General features: G+C 68.6%; 16 protein-coding genes and 1 pseudogene. 13 read left to right on the top strand and 4 right to left on the bottom strand.

Features of this window, described 5'->3' with window-relative positions:
- Nucleotides 1-51: 51 nt before the first annotated feature.
- On the bottom strand, nt 52-726 hold the full coding sequence (locus ACFYW3_RS17590) for a response regulator transcription factor (protein WP_351752013.1): 675 nt from the start codon (nt 724-726) through the stop codon (nt 52-54).
- Nucleotides 727-791: 65 nt separating this feature from the next.
- Nucleotides 792-1,622, bottom strand: coding sequence for a RecB family exonuclease (locus ACFYW3_RS17585; protein WP_389386760.1), 831 nt, complete (start codon nt 1,620-1,622; stop codon nt 792-794).
- A 182-nt stretch (nt 1,623-1,804) separates the two neighbouring features.
- On the opposite strand from ACFYW3_RS17585, the gene ACFYW3_RS17580 reads away from it, so the two are divergent.
- The 3 genes from ACFYW3_RS17580 to ACFYW3_RS17570 all read left to right on the top strand — a co-directional run bounded on the left by ACFYW3_RS17580 (nt 1,805) and on the right by ACFYW3_RS17570 (nt 4,843).
- Nucleotides 1,805-3,103: a site-2 protease family protein gene (locus ACFYW3_RS17580; protein WP_389386691.1), complete on the top strand. Its 1,299-nt coding sequence runs from the start codon at nt 1,805-1,807 to the stop codon at nt 3,101-3,103.
- A gap of 18 nt (nt 3,104-3,121) precedes the next feature.
- Nucleotides 3,122-4,036, top strand: coding sequence for a tRNA (adenine-N1)-methyltransferase (locus tag ACFYW3_RS17575; protein ID WP_351375560.1), 915 nt, complete (start codon nt 3,122-3,124; stop codon nt 4,034-4,036).
- A 192-nt stretch (nt 4,037-4,228) separates the two neighbouring features.
- Nucleotides 4,229-4,843 (top strand): hypothetical protein, encoded by a 615-nt coding sequence (locus tag ACFYW3_RS17570; RefSeq protein WP_389386690.1) that lies wholly within the window; start codon nt 4,229-4,231, stop codon nt 4,841-4,843.
- Nucleotides 4,844-4,847: 4 nt separating this feature from the next.
- On the opposite strand, the gene ACFYW3_RS17565 is transcribed toward ACFYW3_RS17570, so the two are convergent.
- Nucleotides 4,848-5,168: a ferredoxin gene (locus tag ACFYW3_RS17565; RefSeq protein WP_351752019.1), complete on the bottom strand. Its 321-nt coding sequence runs from the start codon at nt 5,166-5,168 to the stop codon at nt 4,848-4,850.
- A gap of 264 nt (nt 5,169-5,432) precedes the next feature.
- Between ACFYW3_RS17565 and arc the strand changes: the two genes are divergently transcribed.
- From arc to prcA, 6 genes are all read left to right on the top strand, one after another.
- Entirely contained in the window at nt 5,433-7,199 is a 1,767-nt protein-coding gene (gene arc, locus ACFYW3_RS17560) for a proteasome ATPase (protein ID WP_351752020.1), read from the top strand.
- A 252-nt stretch (nt 7,200-7,451) separates the two neighbouring features.
- On the top strand, nt 7,452-8,963 hold the full coding sequence (dop, locus tag ACFYW3_RS17555; protein WP_389386689.1) for a depupylase/deamidase Dop: 1,512 nt from the start codon (nt 7,452-7,454) through the stop codon (nt 8,961-8,963).
- Between the two features lie 192 nt (nt 8,964-9,155).
- Nucleotides 9,156-9,368 carry a ubiquitin-like protein Pup gene (locus tag ACFYW3_RS17550; RefSeq protein WP_030016348.1) on the top strand — a complete coding sequence of 71 codons (213 nt, stop codon included), beginning with the start codon at nt 9,156-9,158 and terminating at the stop codon, nt 9,366-9,368.
- Between the two features lie 76 nt (nt 9,369-9,444).
- Complete coding sequence (locus tag ACFYW3_RS17545) at nt 9,445-9,864, top strand: endonuclease VII domain-containing protein (protein WP_389386688.1); 420 nt, start codon at nt 9,445-9,447, stop codon at nt 9,862-9,864.
- Nucleotides 9,816-10,655 (top strand): proteasome subunit beta, encoded by an 840-nt coding sequence (gene prcB, locus ACFYW3_RS17540; protein ID WP_351752026.1) that lies wholly within the window; start codon nt 9,816-9,818, stop codon nt 10,653-10,655. Before ACFYW3_RS17545 ends, prcB begins: the two co-directional genes overlap by 49 nt.
- A 46-nt stretch (nt 10,656-10,701) precedes the next feature.
- Complete coding sequence (prcA, locus tag ACFYW3_RS17535; RefSeq protein WP_078998917.1) at nt 10,702-11,466, top strand: proteasome subunit alpha; 765 nt, start codon at nt 10,702-10,704, stop codon at nt 11,464-11,466.
- 59 nt (nt 11,467-11,525) lie between these two features.
- Here prcA and ACFYW3_RS17530 read toward each other — a convergent pair whose 3' ends face one another.
- Nucleotides 11,526-12,521: a LacI family DNA-binding transcriptional regulator gene (locus ACFYW3_RS17530; protein WP_351752028.1), complete on the bottom strand. Its 996-nt coding sequence runs from the start codon at nt 12,519-12,521 to the stop codon at nt 11,526-11,528.
- Between the two features lie 137 nt (nt 12,522-12,658).
- Here ACFYW3_RS17530 and ACFYW3_RS17525 point away from each other — a divergent pair.
- The 4 genes and pseudogenes from ACFYW3_RS17525 to ACFYW3_RS17510 all read left to right on the top strand — a co-directional run bounded on the left by ACFYW3_RS17525 (nt 12,659) and on the right by ACFYW3_RS17510 (nt 16,925).
- A pseudogene (locus tag ACFYW3_RS17525) lies at nt 12,659-13,970 on the top strand (MFS transporter).
- A gap of 9 nt (nt 13,971-13,979) precedes the next feature.
- Nucleotides 13,980-15,341 carry a Pup--protein ligase gene (pafA, locus tag ACFYW3_RS17520; RefSeq protein ID WP_053678744.1) on the top strand — a complete coding sequence of 454 codons (1,362 nt, stop codon included), beginning with the start codon at nt 13,980-13,982 and terminating at the stop codon, nt 15,339-15,341.
- 129 nt (nt 15,342-15,470) lie between these two features.
- Nucleotides 15,471-16,475: an FKBP-type peptidyl-prolyl cis-trans isomerase gene (locus tag ACFYW3_RS17515; RefSeq protein ID WP_351375540.1), complete on the top strand. Its 1,005-nt coding sequence runs from the start codon at nt 15,471-15,473 to the stop codon at nt 16,473-16,475.
- A gap of 69 nt (nt 16,476-16,544) precedes the next feature.
- On the top strand, nt 16,545-16,925 hold the full coding sequence (locus ACFYW3_RS17510) for an FKBP-type peptidyl-prolyl cis-trans isomerase (protein WP_351375537.1): 381 nt from the start codon (nt 16,545-16,547) through the stop codon (nt 16,923-16,925).
- Nucleotides 16,926-16,967 lie beyond the last annotated feature (42 nt).

Below are 16,967 nucleotides of genomic sequence, written 5' to 3'. Positions count from 1 at the left end.
GACGGCCCCCCACCCTCACGGGCGGGGGGCCGTCGCGCGTCCCGGCGGAGACTACTGACCAGCCCCCGGACGCACCAGACCGCTCTCGTACGCGTACACCGCCGCCTGCACACGGTCGCGCAGACCCAACTTCGTCAACACGTGCCCCACGTGCGTCTTGACCGTGGTCTCGCTCACGAACAGGTCCGCCGCGATCTCCGCGTTCGACAGCCCCCGGGCCACCAGCTTCAACACCTCGACCTCACGCTCCGTCAACGTCCCCAACGCGTCCGGCACGTTGTCCTCACCCGACGGCAGATGCCCCGCGTACTTGTCCAACAACCGCCGCGTGATGCTCGGCGCCAACATCGCCTCACCCGCCGCGACCACCCGGATCGCCTGCACCAGCTCGACGGCCGGCGCGTCCTTCAACAGGAACCCGCTCGCCCCCGCCCGCAACGCCTCCACCACGTACTCGTCCAGATCGAACGTGGTCAACACCAGCACCTTCGCCGGCCCGTCCCGCCCCGGACCCGTGATCTGACGCGTCGCCTCCACCCCGTCCATCCGCGGCATCCGGATGTCCATCAACACCACATCGGGCTGCAAGGCCCGCACCTGATCCAGCGCCTGCAGACCGTCCCCGGCCTCACCGACCACCGCCAGGTCCGGCTCCGCCTCCAGGATCATCCGGAAACCGGTGCGCAGCAGCGGTTGGTCATCGACCAGCAGTACGCGGATCGCCACGGGGTCTACCTCGAATTCGTACGACGGCTTCGACGGACGCCGCCCATTCTGCCCTGATCCACCGATCAGGATCCCTCCGGGCGTACCGCCTCGACCTGGCCATCGACCTGGCCCTCGACCCGGACCTCGGCCCTCGGCCCGATCACCAACGGATAGACCGGGGGAGTACCCCCGAACTCCGGACACACCGCCTGATGATCACACCAGCCGCACAGCTTCGTCGGTCGCGGCCGCCAGTCACCCGTCTCCGTCGCCTCCCTGATCGCCTCCCACAGCGCCAGCAGCTTGCGCTCCACCCGCTCCAGATCCGCGATCACCGGGTCGTACGTCACCACGTCCCCACTGCCCAGGTACACCAACTGCAACCGGCGCGGCACCACACCCTTCAACCGCCACACCACCAACGCGTAGAACTTCATCTGGAACAACGCGCCCTCGGCGTACTGAGGCCGAGGCGCCTTGCCCGTCTTGTAGTCCACGATCCGGACCTCACCCGACGGTGCCACGTCCACCCGGTCGATGATCCCCCGCAACCGCAGCCCCGACTCCAGCTCCGTCTCCACGAAGAACTCCCGCTCCACCGGCTCCAGCCGCGTCGGGTCCTCCAACGTGAACCAGCGCTCCACCAGCGCCTCGGCCTCCGTCAACCAGCCGGCCAACCCCGCCCCGTCGTCCCCCTCCGGAAACAGCTCGGTCAGCTCCGGCCTGGCCTCCAGCAACCGGTCCCACTGCCCCGGAATCAACGCCTTCGCCCGCGGCGCCGTCCGCTCCGCCGCCGGATGATCGAAGAGCCGCTCCAACACCGCGTGCACCAACGTGCCCCGCGTCGCCGCCGCACTCGGCTTCTCCGGCAACTTGTCGATCACCCGAAACCGGTACAGCAACGGGCACTGCATGAAATCGCTCGCCCGCGAAGGCGACAGCGAAGCGGGCCGCACCGCGCCACCACCCGCAGAGGGCGTCACACCGGCAGCGGCCGCGTCCGGACCGGGGGCAGGGCTCGTCGTCATGCGTGAAACCCTACGACCCGCCGCCGACAGCACACGCATACCATCGACGCCGAGCCCCCTCGCACTGCATGATCGGAGCATCACACCGCGCCACCACACCGCGACGAACCCCCACGAACCGCCGGCACCCCCCCACCACGCCGGACAGCACCGAACGAAGGACAGCCGTGGCAGACACCGACGAAACCGGCGAGCGCGCAGCCAAGCGCTCCGACCCGGGCGGCGGACTCCTCATGGGCCGCCCCTTCGGCGTACCCGTCTACGTCTCGCCCAGCTGGTTCCTCGTCGCCGCCCTCATCACCTGGGTCTTCGGCGACCAGCTGGACCACGTACTCCCCGACCTCGGACCCGCCCGCTACCTCGTCTCCCTCTTCTTCGCCGTGGCCTTCTACGCCTCCGTCCTGGTCCACGAACTCGCGCACACCATCGCCGCACTCCGCTTCAAACTCCCCGTGCGCCGCATCCAGCTCCAGTTCTTCGGCGGAGTCTCCGAGATCGAGAAGGAAACCGAGACCCCCGGCCGCGAATTCGTCCTCGCCTTCGTCGGCCCCCTCCTCTCCCTCGTCCTCGCCGGCGCCTTCTACCTCGGCATGAACGCCGTCGACCCGGCCACCGTCCCCGGCGTCCTCCTCGGCGGCCTGATGATCTCCAACCTCCTCGTCGCCGCCTTCAACCTCCTCCCCGGCCTCCCCCTCGACGGCGGCCGCATGCTCCGCGCCCTCATCTGGGGCATCACCGGCAAACCCATGACCGGCACCATCGCCGCCGCCTGGGTCGGCCGCGGCCTCGCCGTCGCCGTCCTCATCGGACTGCCCCTGATCACCCACACCGGCGTCATCGGCAACCGCCCCCAGGAAATCGGCGGCATGAACACCGTCATGGACGCCCTGCTCGCCGCGATCCTCGCCGCCATCATCTGGACCGGCGCCGGCAACAGCCTCCGCATGGCCCGACTGCGCGAACACCTCCCCGAACTCCAGGCCCGCACCCTCACCCGCCGCGCCATCCCCGTCGAGAACGCAACCCCCCTCTCCGAGGCCCTGCGCCGCGCCAACGAAGCCGGCGCCCGCGCCCTCGTCGTCGTCGACGGCCACGGCGACCCCATCGCCCTCGTCCGCGAGAGCGCCATCGCCTCCGTCCCCGAACACCGCCGACCCTGGGTCGCCGTCAGCACCCTCGCCCAGGACCTCACCGACGGCATGAAGGTTTCCGCGGACCTCGTCGGCGAAGAACTCCTCGACCACCTGCGCACCACCCCCGCCACCGAATACCTCGTCGTCGAAACCGGCGGCGCGATCTACGGCGTGCTCTCCGCCCTGGACGTCGAGAAGGCCTTCGTGAAGGCCATGGCGCGGCCCCAGTCCTAGAGCCAATACACTGGTCACATGTCCGAACCGACCGGTGCCGCCCGCCGACGCGGGCCCTTCGAGGTCGGGGACCAGGTTCAGCTCACCGACCCCAAGGGCCGCCACTACACGTTCACGCTCGAAGCCGGGAAGAATTTCCACACCCACAAGGGTTCCTTCCCGCACGACGAGCTGATCGGTGCTCCCGAGGGCAGTGTTGTCCGTACCACGGGCAACGTCGCGTACCTCGCGCTGCGTCCCCTGCTCCCCGACTATGTCCTGTCCATGCCCCGCGGTGCCGCCGTGGTCTACCCCAAGGACGCCGGCCAGATCCTGGCCTTCGCCGACATCTTCCCCGGCGCCCGCGTCGTCGAGGCAGGCGTCGGATCCGGCTCCCTGAGCAGCTTCCTGCTGCGCGCCATCGGCGACCAGGGCATGCTCCACAGCTACGAGCGCCGCGCGGACTTCGCCGAGATCGCGACCGCCAACGTCGAGCGCTACTTCGGCGGCCCGCACCCCGCGTGGCAGCTGACCGTGGGCGACCTCCAGGACAACCTGTCCGACACCGACGTCGACCGCGTGATCCTCGACATGCTCGCCCCCTGGGAATGCCTGGAGGCCGTCTCCAAGGCTCTCGTCCCCGGCGGCATCCTGTGCTGCTACGTCGCCACCACCACCCAGCTCTCGCGCACCGTCGAGTCCATCCGCGAATTCGGCTGCTACGCCGAACCGCAGCCGTGGGAATCGATGATCCGCAACTGGCACGTCGAGGGCCTGGCCGTCCGCCCGGACCACCGGATGATCGGCCACACCGGCTTCCTCGTCACCGCCCGCCGCCTCGCGGACGGAGTCGAACCCCCGATGCGCCGCCGCCGCCCCTCCAAGGGCGCCTACGGCGAGGACTACGACGGCCCCGGCAGCCAGTCGCGCGGCGGCTCCGCCGACCGCGACTGACCCCGGCCCACCGCCGACCCAACAGCAAGGCGCCGTGGCGTAGTTCCCGAACCGACTCGGGAACTACGCCACGGCGCCTTTTTGTTGTACCGGCACATCGCGCGAACCCGCCCGCACCCACCCGTTCCACCCCGGTGTGAGGTGTGGCACGATGCTGGCTCCCCGTCACCCTTCGCACAGGAGACACCCCGCGTGCTGCACAGCCCCACCGAGCCGGCCCCCACGCTGGAACTCCCGGCGCACCACCGCGCCGGGCCCCTCCACTGGATCGCCACGGCCTCGGCCATGGCCGCCGTCATCGCCGGAGCGGGCCTCCTGCAACCCGACCCCGCCAACGGGGCCCCCGCGGCGTCGTCCGCCGCCGCCAACCCCGGAACCCGCAGCGCGCCCCGGGAGCCCGCCCCCGACGCGCACGCGCTCACGTACCCACTGGACTGCCGGAGCCTCGCACAGGTCGTCACGGCCACCGCCGAGGGCGATCTCGACGGGGACGGACGCCCCGAGACCGTCGCCGCCGTACGCTGCGACGCCGGCTCCGGCACCCCGCCCCACGCCGTCTACGTGCTCACCCGGGACCCCGCCGCCGGTTCCGCCCCCCGCGTGGTCGCCACCCTGCTCGACCCCGCTCGCCGGCAGAACGCCACCGATCTCACCGTGAGCGACGGGCAGGTCACCGCCACGCTCCTCGGCTACTCCTCACGCGAGGTACCGCGCTCCGACCCCGATGTGAAGCAGGTCTCCAAGTGGCGCTGGGTGGGCGGAAAATTCCGCCAGGAGCTGACGGACTCGACCGCCAGAAGTGTTTGAACCGTCACTCGGCGTCGGGACCGTAGACCTCGACCCTGTCCGAAACGCGCCTTACGTGGATGCAGTCACCCGGACATTCCTTCGCGGAGTCGACCACGTCCCGCAGCAGCGTCAGAGGAACCGGAGTGGTCGCCCCCACGTCCTGCAGGAGCTCGTCCTCGGGGCTCTTCACATACGCCAGACCATCGATGTCCAGCTCGAACACCTCCGGGGCGTACTGCACGCAGATGCCGTCCCCGGTGCAGAGGTCCTGATCGATCCAGACCTCAAGCGACGCATCCGTCTCGCCGGTACCGCCCGCGGGAGCCTCCTGCTGCACGGTCATATCTCCTGCCGTTCCCTGCACTGAGTGATCCATCCCGGTCGCAACTCGCAGCAAGTCGCGCGAGCCCTGACGGGTGTTGAACACATCGACCTTACAACCGGCTGCTTTCCGATGTCGCTGGGTGGGTATTTCCTAGGCGTGAGGGAGTACGCAAGGGTGAAGATCGGACACACCTCTACCGTCTTTGTGATCTAGGGGTTTCAATCACCACCAGCCCAGGTAGGGTCAGGAAGCGTCCAGCTCCCCTTGGAGGAGGTGAGGACCGTGGCAGCCCACGACGACGACATCAACCGCGGCATCCGGCCCGGGCGAGGGTCTGATGACCCCGCCGGCCAGGTTGCCTATCTCGAGCAGGAAATCGCCGTCCTGCGACGCAAGCTCGCCGACTCCCCGCGGCACGCGAGGATTCTCGAAGAGCGGATCGTCGAGCTCCAGACGAATCTGGCCGGCGTATCCACGCAGAACGAACGACTGGCGAATACCCTCCGTGAGGCCCGCGACCAGATCGTGGCCCTCAAAGAAGAAGTCGACCGGCTCGCCCAGCCGCCGGCCGGATTCGGTGTCTTCCTTCAGGCGAACGAGGACGGCACCGTCGACATCTTCACCGGAGGTCGAAAGCTTCGCGTGAACGTGAGCCCCAGCGTCGAACCGGAAGACCTCCGGCGCGGCCAGGAGGTCATGCTCAACGAAGCACTCAACGTGGTCGAGGCCATGGAGTTCGAACGGGCCGGGGACATCGTCACCCTCAAGGAAATCCTCGAGGACGGCGAGCGCGCCCTGGTGGTCGGGCACACCGACGAGGAAAGGGTGGTGAGGCTCGCCGAGCCGCTCCTGGACATCACCATCCGCCCCGGCGACGCCCTCCTGCTCGAACCCCGCTCCGGCTACGTCTACGAAGTGGTGCCGAAGAGCGAGGTCGAGGAACTCGTCCTCGAAGAGGTCCCCGACATCGACTACGACAAGATCGGCGGCCTGGGCGACCAGATCGAACTGATCCGCGACGCGGTCGAGCTCCCGTACCTCCACCCCGACCTCTTCAAGGAACACGAACTCCGGCCCCCCAAGGGCATCCTGCTCTACGGTCCTCCCGGCTGCGGCAAGACGCTCATCGCCAAAGCCGTCGCCAACTCCCTTGCCAAGAAGGTCGCCGAGGTCACCGGCCAGCCCGCCGGAAAGTCCTACTTCCTCAACATCAAGGGCCCCGAACTCCTCAACAAGTACGTCGGCGAGACCGAGCGGCACATCCGCCTCGTCTTCCAACGTGCCCGGGAGAAGGCCAGCGAGGGCACCCCCGTCATCGTCTTCTTCGACGAGATGGAATCCCTCTTCCGCACCCGCGGATCCGGCGTCAGCTCGGACGTGGAGAACACCATCGTCCCCCAGCTGCTCGCCGAGATCGACGGCGTGGAAGGCCTGGAGAACGTCATTGTCATCGGCGCCTCCAACCGCGAGGACATGATCGACCCGGCCATCCTGCGCCCCGGCCGTCTCGACGTGAAGATCAAGATCGAGCGCCCCGACGCCGAGGCGGCGAAGGACATCTTCGCGAAGTACCTCAAGGCGACCCTGCCCCTGCACACGGACGACCTGTCCGAACACCAGGACTCCAGGGCCGGCACCGTCCACAGCATGATCCAGACCGTCGTCGAGCAGATGTACGCCGAAACCGAGGAAAACCGCTTCCTCGAGGTCACGTACGCCAACGGCGACAAGGAAGTCCTCTACTTCAAGGACTTCAACTCGGGCGCGATGATCCAGAACATCGTGGACCGTGCGAAGAAGATGGCCATCAAGGCCTTCCTCGAGCACAAGCAGAAGGGCCTCCGCGTCTCCCACCTCCTCCAGGCGTGCGTGGACGAGTTCAAGGAGAACGAGGACCTCCCGAACACCACCAACCCGGACGACTGGGCCCGCATCTCCGGAAAGAAGGGCGAGCGGATCGTATTCATCCGCACACTCGTCACCGGAAAGCAAGGCGCGGACACAGGACGCTCCATCGACACGGTGGCAAACACCGGTCAGTACCTCTGACAAAGCGGGGCGGCTGCGGGTGCCCGGCCAAGGGCACCCGCAGCCGACTGCTTTATGCCGACTGCTTTTCAGCCGGTGACAAGGCAAATTCAATGACTGAAATGATCTCCCCACCAGCGCGCAGTGGTTCTAGGCTCTTCCGTACCGCCGGTCGCGCAGTGCGGGGACGGGCACCGCACCAAACGCACCGGAGCACCAGCGGTACTTGAGCGCCGCTCCCGAACGGGAGCGCCGCCGGGCAAGGAGGGCCGCATGACCGTACGGCGAGTAATGGGGATCGAGACGGAGTACGGGATCTCCGTCCCGGGGCACCCGAACGCCAATGCCATGCTCACCTCGTCCCAGATCGTCAACGCCTACGCGGCGGCGATGCACCGGGCGCGCCGCGCCCGCTGGGACTTCGAGGAGGAGAATCCGCTGCGGGACGCCCGCGGCTTCGACCTCGCCCGCGAGGCCGCCGACAACAGCCAGCTGACCGACGAGGACATCGGCCTCGCCAACGTCATCCTCACCAACGGCGCCCGGCTCTACGTCGACCACGCGCACCCCGAGTACAGCTCGCCCGAGATCACCCACCCGCTCGACGCCGTCCTCTGGGACAAGGCCGGCGAACGGATCATGGCCGAGGCCGCCGAACGGGCCGCCCAGCTCCCCGGAGCCCAGCCGATCCACCTCTACAAGAACAACACCGACAACAAGGGCGCCTCCTACGGCACGCACGAGAACTACCTCATGAAGCGGGAGACCCCCTTCTCGGACATCGTGCGCCACCTGACCCCCTTCTTCGTCTCCCGGCAGGTCGTCACGGGCGCGGGACGCGTCGGCATCGGCCAGGACGGCCGCGAGCACGGCTTCCAGATCAGCCAGCGCGCGGACTACTTCGAAGTCGAGGTGGGCCTGGAAACCACCCTCAAGCGGCCCATCATCAACACCCGGGACGAACCGCACTCCGACGCCGAGAAGTACCGCCGGCTCCACGTGATCATCGGCGACGCGAACCTGTCGGAGATCTCCACCTACCTCAAGCTCGGCACCACCGCCCTGGTGCTGTCGATGATCGAGGACGGGTTCATCAACGTGGACCTGGCCGTGGACCAGCCGGTACGCACCCTGCACCAGGTCTCCCACGACCCCGACCTCGGCCACCTGATCACCCTGCGCAGCGGGCGGACACTGACCGCCGTACAACTCCAGATGGAGTACTTCGAGCTGGCCAGGAAGTACGTGGACGAGCGTTTCGGGTCCGACGCGGACGAGCAGACCAAGGACGTCCTCGCTCGGTGGGAGGACGTGCTGGGCCGGCTGGAGACGGACCCGATGAGCCTGTCGGGCGAGCTGGACTGGATCGCGAAGCGGGAGATCCTGGAGGGCTACCGCCGCCGGGACGGCCTCGACTGGGACGCCGCCCGGCTGCACCTGGTGGACCTCCAGTACGCGGACGTACGGCCGGAGAAGGGCCTGTACAACCGTCTGGTGGCCCGCGGCAAGATGAAGCGCCTGGTGGACGAGACGGCAGTGGAACGGGCCGAGGTCAAGCCTCCGGAGGACACCCGGGCCTACTTCCGGGGCCGCTGTCTGGAGCAGTACGCCGACGACGTGGCCGCGGCCTCCTGGGACTCGGTGATCTTCGACCTGCCGGGCCACGACTCGCTCCAGCGGGTCCCCACCCTGGAACCGCTGCGGGGCACCAGGGCCCACGTGAAGGAGCTCCTGGACCGCTGCCGGACGGCGGAGGAACTGGTGCGGGTGCTCTCGGGCCGCTGAGGCAATTCCGGTGCCGGGAAGGGGCCTGAAAAGGCCCCGCCGAGGGAATCATGAAGCCACCCGGACGTTGTGAAAGTACCGGGACGAATGTCGGGACCTCCTTGTAGGGTCCGACGTAGGGTCTGATCTTGAGAGATCCCGAATCCGGGGTCTCTCGACATGAGCGTGCGAACCGAGCGGGGTGAGGTAGACATGGCGACCAAGGACACCGGCGGCGGACAGCAGAAGGCGACGCGCTCGACCGAGGAGGTCGAGGAGGCGGCGGTCGAGGAATCGACCGACCTCAAGGAGCGCCAGGAAAAGCTCTCCGACGACGTCGACTCGGTACTTGACGAGATTGACGATGTCCTCGAGGAGAATGCCGAGGATTTCGTGCGGTCGTTCGTTCAGAAAGGTGGCCAGTAAGGCCGTCTGACCTTCGCATCGCAGGCGGGGGCGTGCGGTAGTTGGCGGAGATCAGGGGAGGACGGTACGGGAGAAGGTGACCGTACCGTCCGGCCACAAGTGGTGCCCCCAGTGTCGGGAGGCCAAGCCGCACTCGGAATGGGAGCGGAACAAGACCATCTCGGACGGTTGGTCCAGTTACTGCCGCGTTTGCAGGACGCAGCGCAACCGGGCGAGCTACTTCAAACGCAAATACGGCATTACCGAGGCCGAGCGTGACGCGATGATCGAGGCGCAGGGCGGTTCGTGTCCGCTGTGCCGAACCGGTCCGGCCGAGCATGTGGATCACGATCATCAGACGGGTAAGGTCCGAGGCGTGCTGTGCTTCAGCTGCAACGCGGCCTTGGGGCAGTTCAAGGATCGGCCGGACGTCACAAGGCGTGCAGCCGCTTACGTGGAAGGAAACCTGTGGAACCCAACACTCGTAGCACAGGGCGTCTACCGGCAGCCTTCCTGACGCCGGGGTCCTCGTCCTTCATGGACTTCCTCGGGGCGCACCAGCCCGAGATGCTGCCGGGGAACCGCAAGCTCCCCGACGGTGTCGTCGAGGCGCCGCACGGGACGACGATCGTCGCGACGACGTTCCCCGGCGGTGTGGTGCTCGCCGGTGACCGGCGGGCGACCATGGGGAACATGATCGCCCAGCGGGACATCGAGAAGGTGTTCCCGGCCGACGAGTACTCCGCGGTGGGCATCGCGGGTACGGCCGGCCTCGCCGTCGAGATGGTGAAGTTGTTCCAGTTGGAGCTGGAGCACTTCGAGAAGGTGGAGGGGGCGACCCTCTCGCTGGAGGGCAAGGCGAACCGCCTGTCCACCATGATCCGCGGCAACCTCGGCATGGCGATGCAGGGCTTGGCCGTGGTGCCGCTCTTCGCGGGCTACGACGAGGCCAAGGAGAAGGGTCGGATCTTCTCCTACGACGTGACCGGCGGTCGGTCCGAGGAACACGGGTTCGCCGCCACCGGGTCCGGTTCGATCTTCGCCCGCGGGTCCATGAAGAAGCTGTACCGTCCCGACCTGACGGAGGAGCAGGCCACCACGCTGGTCGTCCAGGCGCTGTACGACGCGGCCGACGACGACTCGGCGACGGGTGGTCCGGATCTCTACCGTCACATCTATCCCATTGTCACCGTCATCACCGACGAGGGCTTCCGCAGGCTGAGCGACGACGAGTCGCAGGCGCTGGCCCGTTCGGTGACCGACCGTCGGCTGGAGCAGCCCGACGGCCCGCGCGCCGCCCTGCTCTGACCATCCGTCGCCTCGTAGGAGCCCAGAAGAAAGGGACGGTCAGCCGGTGTCGACTCCGTTCTATGTTTCACCTCAACAGGCCATGGCCGACCGGGCGGAATACGCCCGGAAGGGCATCGCCCGCGGTCGCAGCCTGGTCGTGCTGCAGTACGCCGACGGCATCGTGTTCGTGGGGGAGAACCCGTCCCGCGCGCTGCACAAGTTCAGCGAGATCTACGACCGGATCGGCTTCGCGGCCGCCGGCAAGTACAACGAGTACGAGAACCTGCGGATCGGTGGCGTGCGCTACGCGGATCTGCGCGGATACACCTACGACCGCGACGACGTGACGGCCCGTGGGCTCGCCAACGTCTACGCGCAGACGCTGGGCACCATCTTCTCCAGCGCGGGCGAGAAGCCCTACGAGGTGGAGCTGGTCGTGGCCGAGGTCGGGCCGACGGCCGCGGGTGACCAGATCTATCGGCTGCCGCACGACGGTTCGATCGTGGACGAGCACGGCTCGGTCGCGGTCGGCGGCAACGCCGAGCAGATCAGCACGTTCCTGGATCAGCGCCACCGGGACGGGATGACCCTGTCCGAGGCGTTGAAGTTGGCGGTGCAGGCGCTGTCGAGTCAGGCGAACGGCGCCGACAAGGCGATTCCGGCCGAGCGGCTGGAGGTCGCGGTGCTGGACCGTACGCGGGCGCAGCAGCGGAAGTTCAAGCGGATCCGCGGTCGGCAGTTGGCGCGGTTGTTGGAGGCGGACGTGCCGGCGGCGGCGCAGGCCGATGCCGTGTCGAACGACGAGGTGCCGGAGGACGACGCCGAGTAGGTCGTGTGTGTGGAGGGGCCCCGGTCTGCCGTTCGCGGTGGGTCGGGGCTCTTTCGCGTTCAGGCGGGGGCGGGGCCGGTGGAGTCGCGGACGACGAGTTCGACGGGGATGTCGGGGGCGGACCAGGGGGTGCCGTCGAGGACGGCGAGGAGGGCGCTCATGCCCTGCTCGCCGACGCGTTCGGCGGGCAGGCGGACGGTGGTGAGTTCGGGTTCGACGGCGGTGGCGAGGGCGAGGTCGTCGAAGCCGGTGACGGAGAGGTCGTCGGGGACGCGCAGGCCGAGGCGGCGGGCGGCCTTGCAGGCGCCGGCGGCGAGGATGTCGTCGTCGCAGATGACGGCGGTGGGTCGGGGCCCGGGTGCCCTCAGGAGGGCTTCCATGGCCGTGCGGGCGCCGTGCACGGTGAGGGGGGCCCGGATGGTGCGCAGTTCGGTGGAGGGGCCCAGGAGGGCCGGCAGGGCCTTGGCGCGGATGTCGAAGGTCCAGGAGTCGACTGCGGAGGCGAGGTGGAGGAAGCGGCGGTGGCCGTGGTCGAGGAGGTGGGTGGCGGCTTGGCGCATGCCGTCGGCCATGGCGAGGTTGACGTGGGCGGCCGCGGTGTCGGAGGCGGGGTCGCTGTCGAGCATGACGAGGGGGAGGCCTTCGCGGCCGAGGGCGTCGAGGGCGTCGGCGGCCATGGAGGAGGCGATGACTCCGTCGAGGGCGGCGCGGGCGGAGGCGAAGGGGTCGCGGGCGGGTCCGGTGCCGTCGGGGGAGGGGTAGAGGACGACGCCGAAGCCGTGTTCGGCGGCGACGCGGGCGGCGCCGGTGTAGACGCGGGCGAAGAACTCGTTGGTGAGGGCGGGGACGACGAGGAGGGCGGTGCGGGTGGAGCCGAGGCGCAGGTTGCGGGCGGCGAGGTTGGGGCGGTAGCCGAGGGTGGCGGCGGTTTCGCGGACGAGGTCGGCGGTGCGGGGGGAGACGCGGCCGCGCCATTTGTCGCCGAGGACGAGGGAGACGGTGGCCTGGGAGACTCCGGCGGCGGCGGCGACGTCCCGGCTGGTGGGTCTCGTCACAGGGGGCTCCCGATGTCGCAGGTCATGGGGGTGGGGGGTGGTTCGGCGGGTGGACCCGCGGACTGGGGACATGGTACGTATGACTCGTCAAGTTATACGTATTACCCCGGGCTGGTTCCGGGCAGGAGGGGGCGGACATGGCCGCGGGATACGCGGAGCTGCTCAAGACCAGGCACGCCGCGAGGCTGTTGGTGGGCACGCTCATAGGGCGGTTGCCCAACGGCACCGCAGCCATCGCGATCGTGCTGTTCACGCGGGCGGAGGGCGGCAGCTACAGCCTGGCGGGCGCCCTGGCGGCGGCGTACGGGGTGGCGAACGCGGTGGGGCAGCCGCTGCTGGGGCGGGCCGTGGACCTGTACGGGCAGCCGCGCGTGCAGTTGCCGTCCGCGGTGGTCTCCGCGCTGGGCATGGTCTGGTTGGCGCTCGCCGGGACGGGGTCGGTGGCGGTGGCCTACGCGGCCGTGGTCGTGGCGGGGTTGTTCACGCCTCCGCTGGAGGGTGGGCTGCGCGCGCTGTGGCCGGGGGTGCTCGGCGGCAAGGAGGAGCGGGTCCACGTCGCGTACGCCATGGACGCGGTGGCGCAGGAGGTCATGTTCACGGTCGGTCCGCTGTTGGTGACGCTCTTCGTCGCGCTGTGGGATCCGGCGGTGGCGCTGCTGGTGATCAATGGCATCGGTGTGTTGGGCGCGCTGTCGGTGGTGGTGTCGGAGCCCTCCCGTACGTGGCGTTCCGCTCCGCGCGAGGCCCACTGGCTGGGCGCGCTGCGCTCGCGGGGGTTGCTGGCGTTGTTGGGCGCGTTCTTCTTCGTGGGCACGGCGTTGGGTTCGATCACGGTGGCCGGTGTGGCGTATGCCGATGATCACGGGGGCCAGGCGGTCTACGGCTGGTTGATGGCGGCCTTGGGTCTGGGCGCGCTGGTGGGCGGTGTGGTCTACGGGGCCCGGCAGTGGGCGGGGGCCGCGGAGCGGCGGCTGCGGATGCTGGTGGCGCTGCTCGCGGTCTGTTACCTGCCGTTGATGTCCACGCCCGGGCCGGTGGGCATGACGGCGCTGGCGGCGTTGGCGGGTGTGTTCCTGGCGCCCGCGATCGCGTGCGCGTTCATCGTGGTGGACCGGCACGCTCCGCGGGGCACGGTGACGGAGGCGTTCTCGTGGCTGGTGACCTTCTTCGGGGTGGGTGCGGCGATCGGTACGGCGGTGGCCGGGCCGGCGGTGGAACTGGGTGACACGAGGGCCGGTTTCGCGGTGGCGAGTGTGGCCGGCGCGGCGGCGTTGGTGGTCCTGATGGCCACTCAGCGGGTGCTCGCCGCCCCGGTGCGCGGTGGGGTCGTGGCGGGCGCCGGCGGGGCTGCCGCGGAGGGCTCGGAGGAGGGCTCCGCGGACCCTCTGATCAGAAACTGATCGGAACGGCGCCGGCGAACCCGGTTTCAGAAGAGGGCAGAAGGCGTAATGTTCAGTCATGGACCGCCGCATTTTCGGGCTGGAGAACGAGTACGGCGTCACGTGCACGTTCAGGGGACAGCGCCGACTGTCTCCTGACGAAGTGGCGCGCTACCTCTTCCGCCGTGTTGTGTCATGGGGCCGCAGCAGCAATGTCTTCCTGCGGAACGGCGCCCGCCTCTACCTCGACGTGGGTTCGCATCCGGAATATGCAACACCCGAATGCGACAACCTGATCGAACTGGTCACCCACGACAAGGCCGGCGAGCGCATTCTCGAAGGCCTGCTCGTCGACGCCGAACGCCGCCTGCACGAGGAGGGAATCGCGGGCGACGTCTACCTGTTCAAGAACAACACCGACTCGGCGGGTAATTCTTACGGCTGCCACGAGAACTATCTCGTGGCGCGGCACGGAGAATTCTCCCGTCTGGCGGACATCCTCATTCCCTTCCTCGTCACGCGCCAGCTGATCTGTGGCGCGGGCAAGGTGCTGCAGACGCCTCGGGGCGCGGTCTACTGCGTCAGCCAGCGGGCCGAGCACATCTGGGAGGGCGTCAGCTCCGCCACGACGCGTTCCCGGCCGATCATCAACACCAGGGACGAGCCGCACGCGGACGCCGAGCGGTACCGGCGGCTGCACGTGATCGTCGGTGACTCGAACATGTCCGAGACGACCATGCTGCTCAAGGTCGGGGCCACCGATCTGGTGCTGCGCATGATCGAGGCGGGCACCGTGATGCGGGACCTGACCCTGGAGAACCCGATCCGGGCGATCCGTGAGGTCAGTCACGACATCACGGGGCAGCGCAAGGTGCGCCTGGCGAGCGGTCGTGAGGCCTCCGCCCTGGAGATCCAGCGCGAGTACTACGACAAGGCCGTGGACTTCGCCGAGCGTCGGGGCATCCGCACCGGTGTCGTCGACCAGGTCCTGGAGCTGTGGGGTCGCACGCTCGACGCGATCGACGCGGAGGACCTGGACCGGATCGGGACCGAGATCGACTGGGTCATGAAGTACCAGCTGATCGAGCGGTACCGGGCCAAGCACAACATGACCATGTCGAACCCGCGGGTCGCCCAGATAGACCTCGCGTACCACGACATCCACCGTCGGCGCGGTCTGTACTACCTGCTGGAGCGCAAGGGGCAGGCGGCGCGGATCTGCAACGACCTCAAGATCTTCGAGGGCAAGTCGGTGCCCCCGCAGACGACCAGGGCCCGGCTGCGCGGTGACTTCATCCGCCGGGCGCAGGAGCAGAGGCGGGACTTCACCGTCGACTGGGTGCACCTGAAGCTGAACGACCAGGCGCAGCGGACGGTGCTGTGCAAGGACCCGTTCCGGTCGGTGGACGACCGGGTGGAGAAGTTGATCGCCGGGATGTGATGTCCGGCTGGGGAGGGCCCCGTGCGCAGTGGCGTGCGGGGCCCTTCGCACGGCGCCACCTTGTCGGCGAGGTGCTTGGCCGTAGAGTGGCCGCTACGACGGACCATTCCAGCGACCCTGAGGACCACTGTGCGACGCCGACTTGCTGCCGCGCTCATCGTGCCGGCTCTGATGCTCACCGCGGCCTGTGGAGGGGGCGACGACAAGGACAAGAAGGATTCCGCGTCCCCGTCGGCCGATGCCTCGCAGCCCTCGGTACCGAAGGCGGTCGCGTCCGCGGACCCGATGCCCACCGTCGCCGGTGAGGCCGGGAAGAAGGCGGAGATCACCGTTCCCAAGGGCGACCCGAGCGGCAAGTTCGTGGTGAGCACGGTGAAGGAGGGGTCGGGCGCGGAGATCAAGAAGGGCGATCTCGTCGTCACGAAGTACACGGGCAAGGTATGGAAGGGCGGCAAGGACCTGAACGGGTCCTACGACGAGGGCGGCGCGCCGATCGTCGTCACCGCCGGTTCCCCGGAGATCCTGCCGTTGTTCAGCGAGTCCGTGGTGGGCAAGAAGGTGGGCAGCCGTGTGCTGGTCGTCGCGCCTCCGGCGGCCGCGTTCGGTGACAAGGGTCAGCCGCAGTTGGGGGTCGGTCCGACCGACAACCTGGTCTTCGTGATGGACATCGACTCGACCCTGCCGAAGAAGGCCGAGGGCACGCAGGCGCCGATCCCGTCGGACCTGCCCCAGGTCAAGGCGGACAAGGACGAGGCCGCCACGATCACGATCCCGAAGAACGACCCTCCGAAGGAGCTGGTCGACAAGGTCCTGATCGAGGGCAAGGGTCCCGAGGTCAAGAACGGCCAGACGGTCTACATGCAGTACAGCGGTGCCGCGTGGGCGCCGAACCAGGGCAAGGACGCCGCGAAGCTGTTCGACACCTCGTGGAAGACCGGCTCGCCGTTCTCCACGGCGATCGGCAAGGGGCAGGTCATCGAGGGCTGGGACAAGGGTCTGGTCGGCAAGAAGGTCGGCAGCCGTGTCCTGCTGGTGATTCCGCCGGAGATGGCCTACAAGGACCAGGCCAAGGGTGAGGACCTGCCGGCCAACTCCACCCTCGCCTTCGTCGTGGACATCGTCGGAGCAGTGTAAGACTGGGGCGGTCCTCTTCCCGGCTCAGGCCGGGAGGGGCCCCGGTTCGTAGATTTGAGGAGCAGTTCCGTGAGTGACCAGCTTGAGAAGCCCGAGATCGACTTCCCCGAGGGCGCTGCCCCCGCCGATCTCGTGATCGAGGACATCTGGGTGGGCGACGGCGCCGAGGCCAAGGTCGGCGCGTTCATCAAGGTCCACTACGTGGGCGTGGCGTTCTCCACCGGCGAGGAGTTCGACGCCTCCTGGAACCGCGGTTCCGCGCTGGCGTTCCAGCTCGGTGTCGGCCAGGTCATCAAGGGCTGGGACCAGGGTGTGCAGGGCATGAGGGTCGGTGGCCGTCGCAAGATCACCATTCCCGCGCACCTCGCGTACGGGGACAGCGGCGCGGGTGGCGGCCTGATCGCCCCGGGCGAGACGCTGATCTTCGTCTGTGACCTGATGGACGCCTGATCCCTCGGTCGTGACAGCTGTGGGCCCCCGCCGGACGGCGGG

Origin of the sequence: Streptomyces sp. NPDC002602 (assembly GCF_042889445.1) — a bacterium.
Lineage (GTDB): Bacteria > Actinomycetota > Actinomycetes > Streptomycetales > Streptomycetaceae > Streptomyces.
This window is presented reverse-complemented; position numbering and strand designations above follow the sequence as displayed.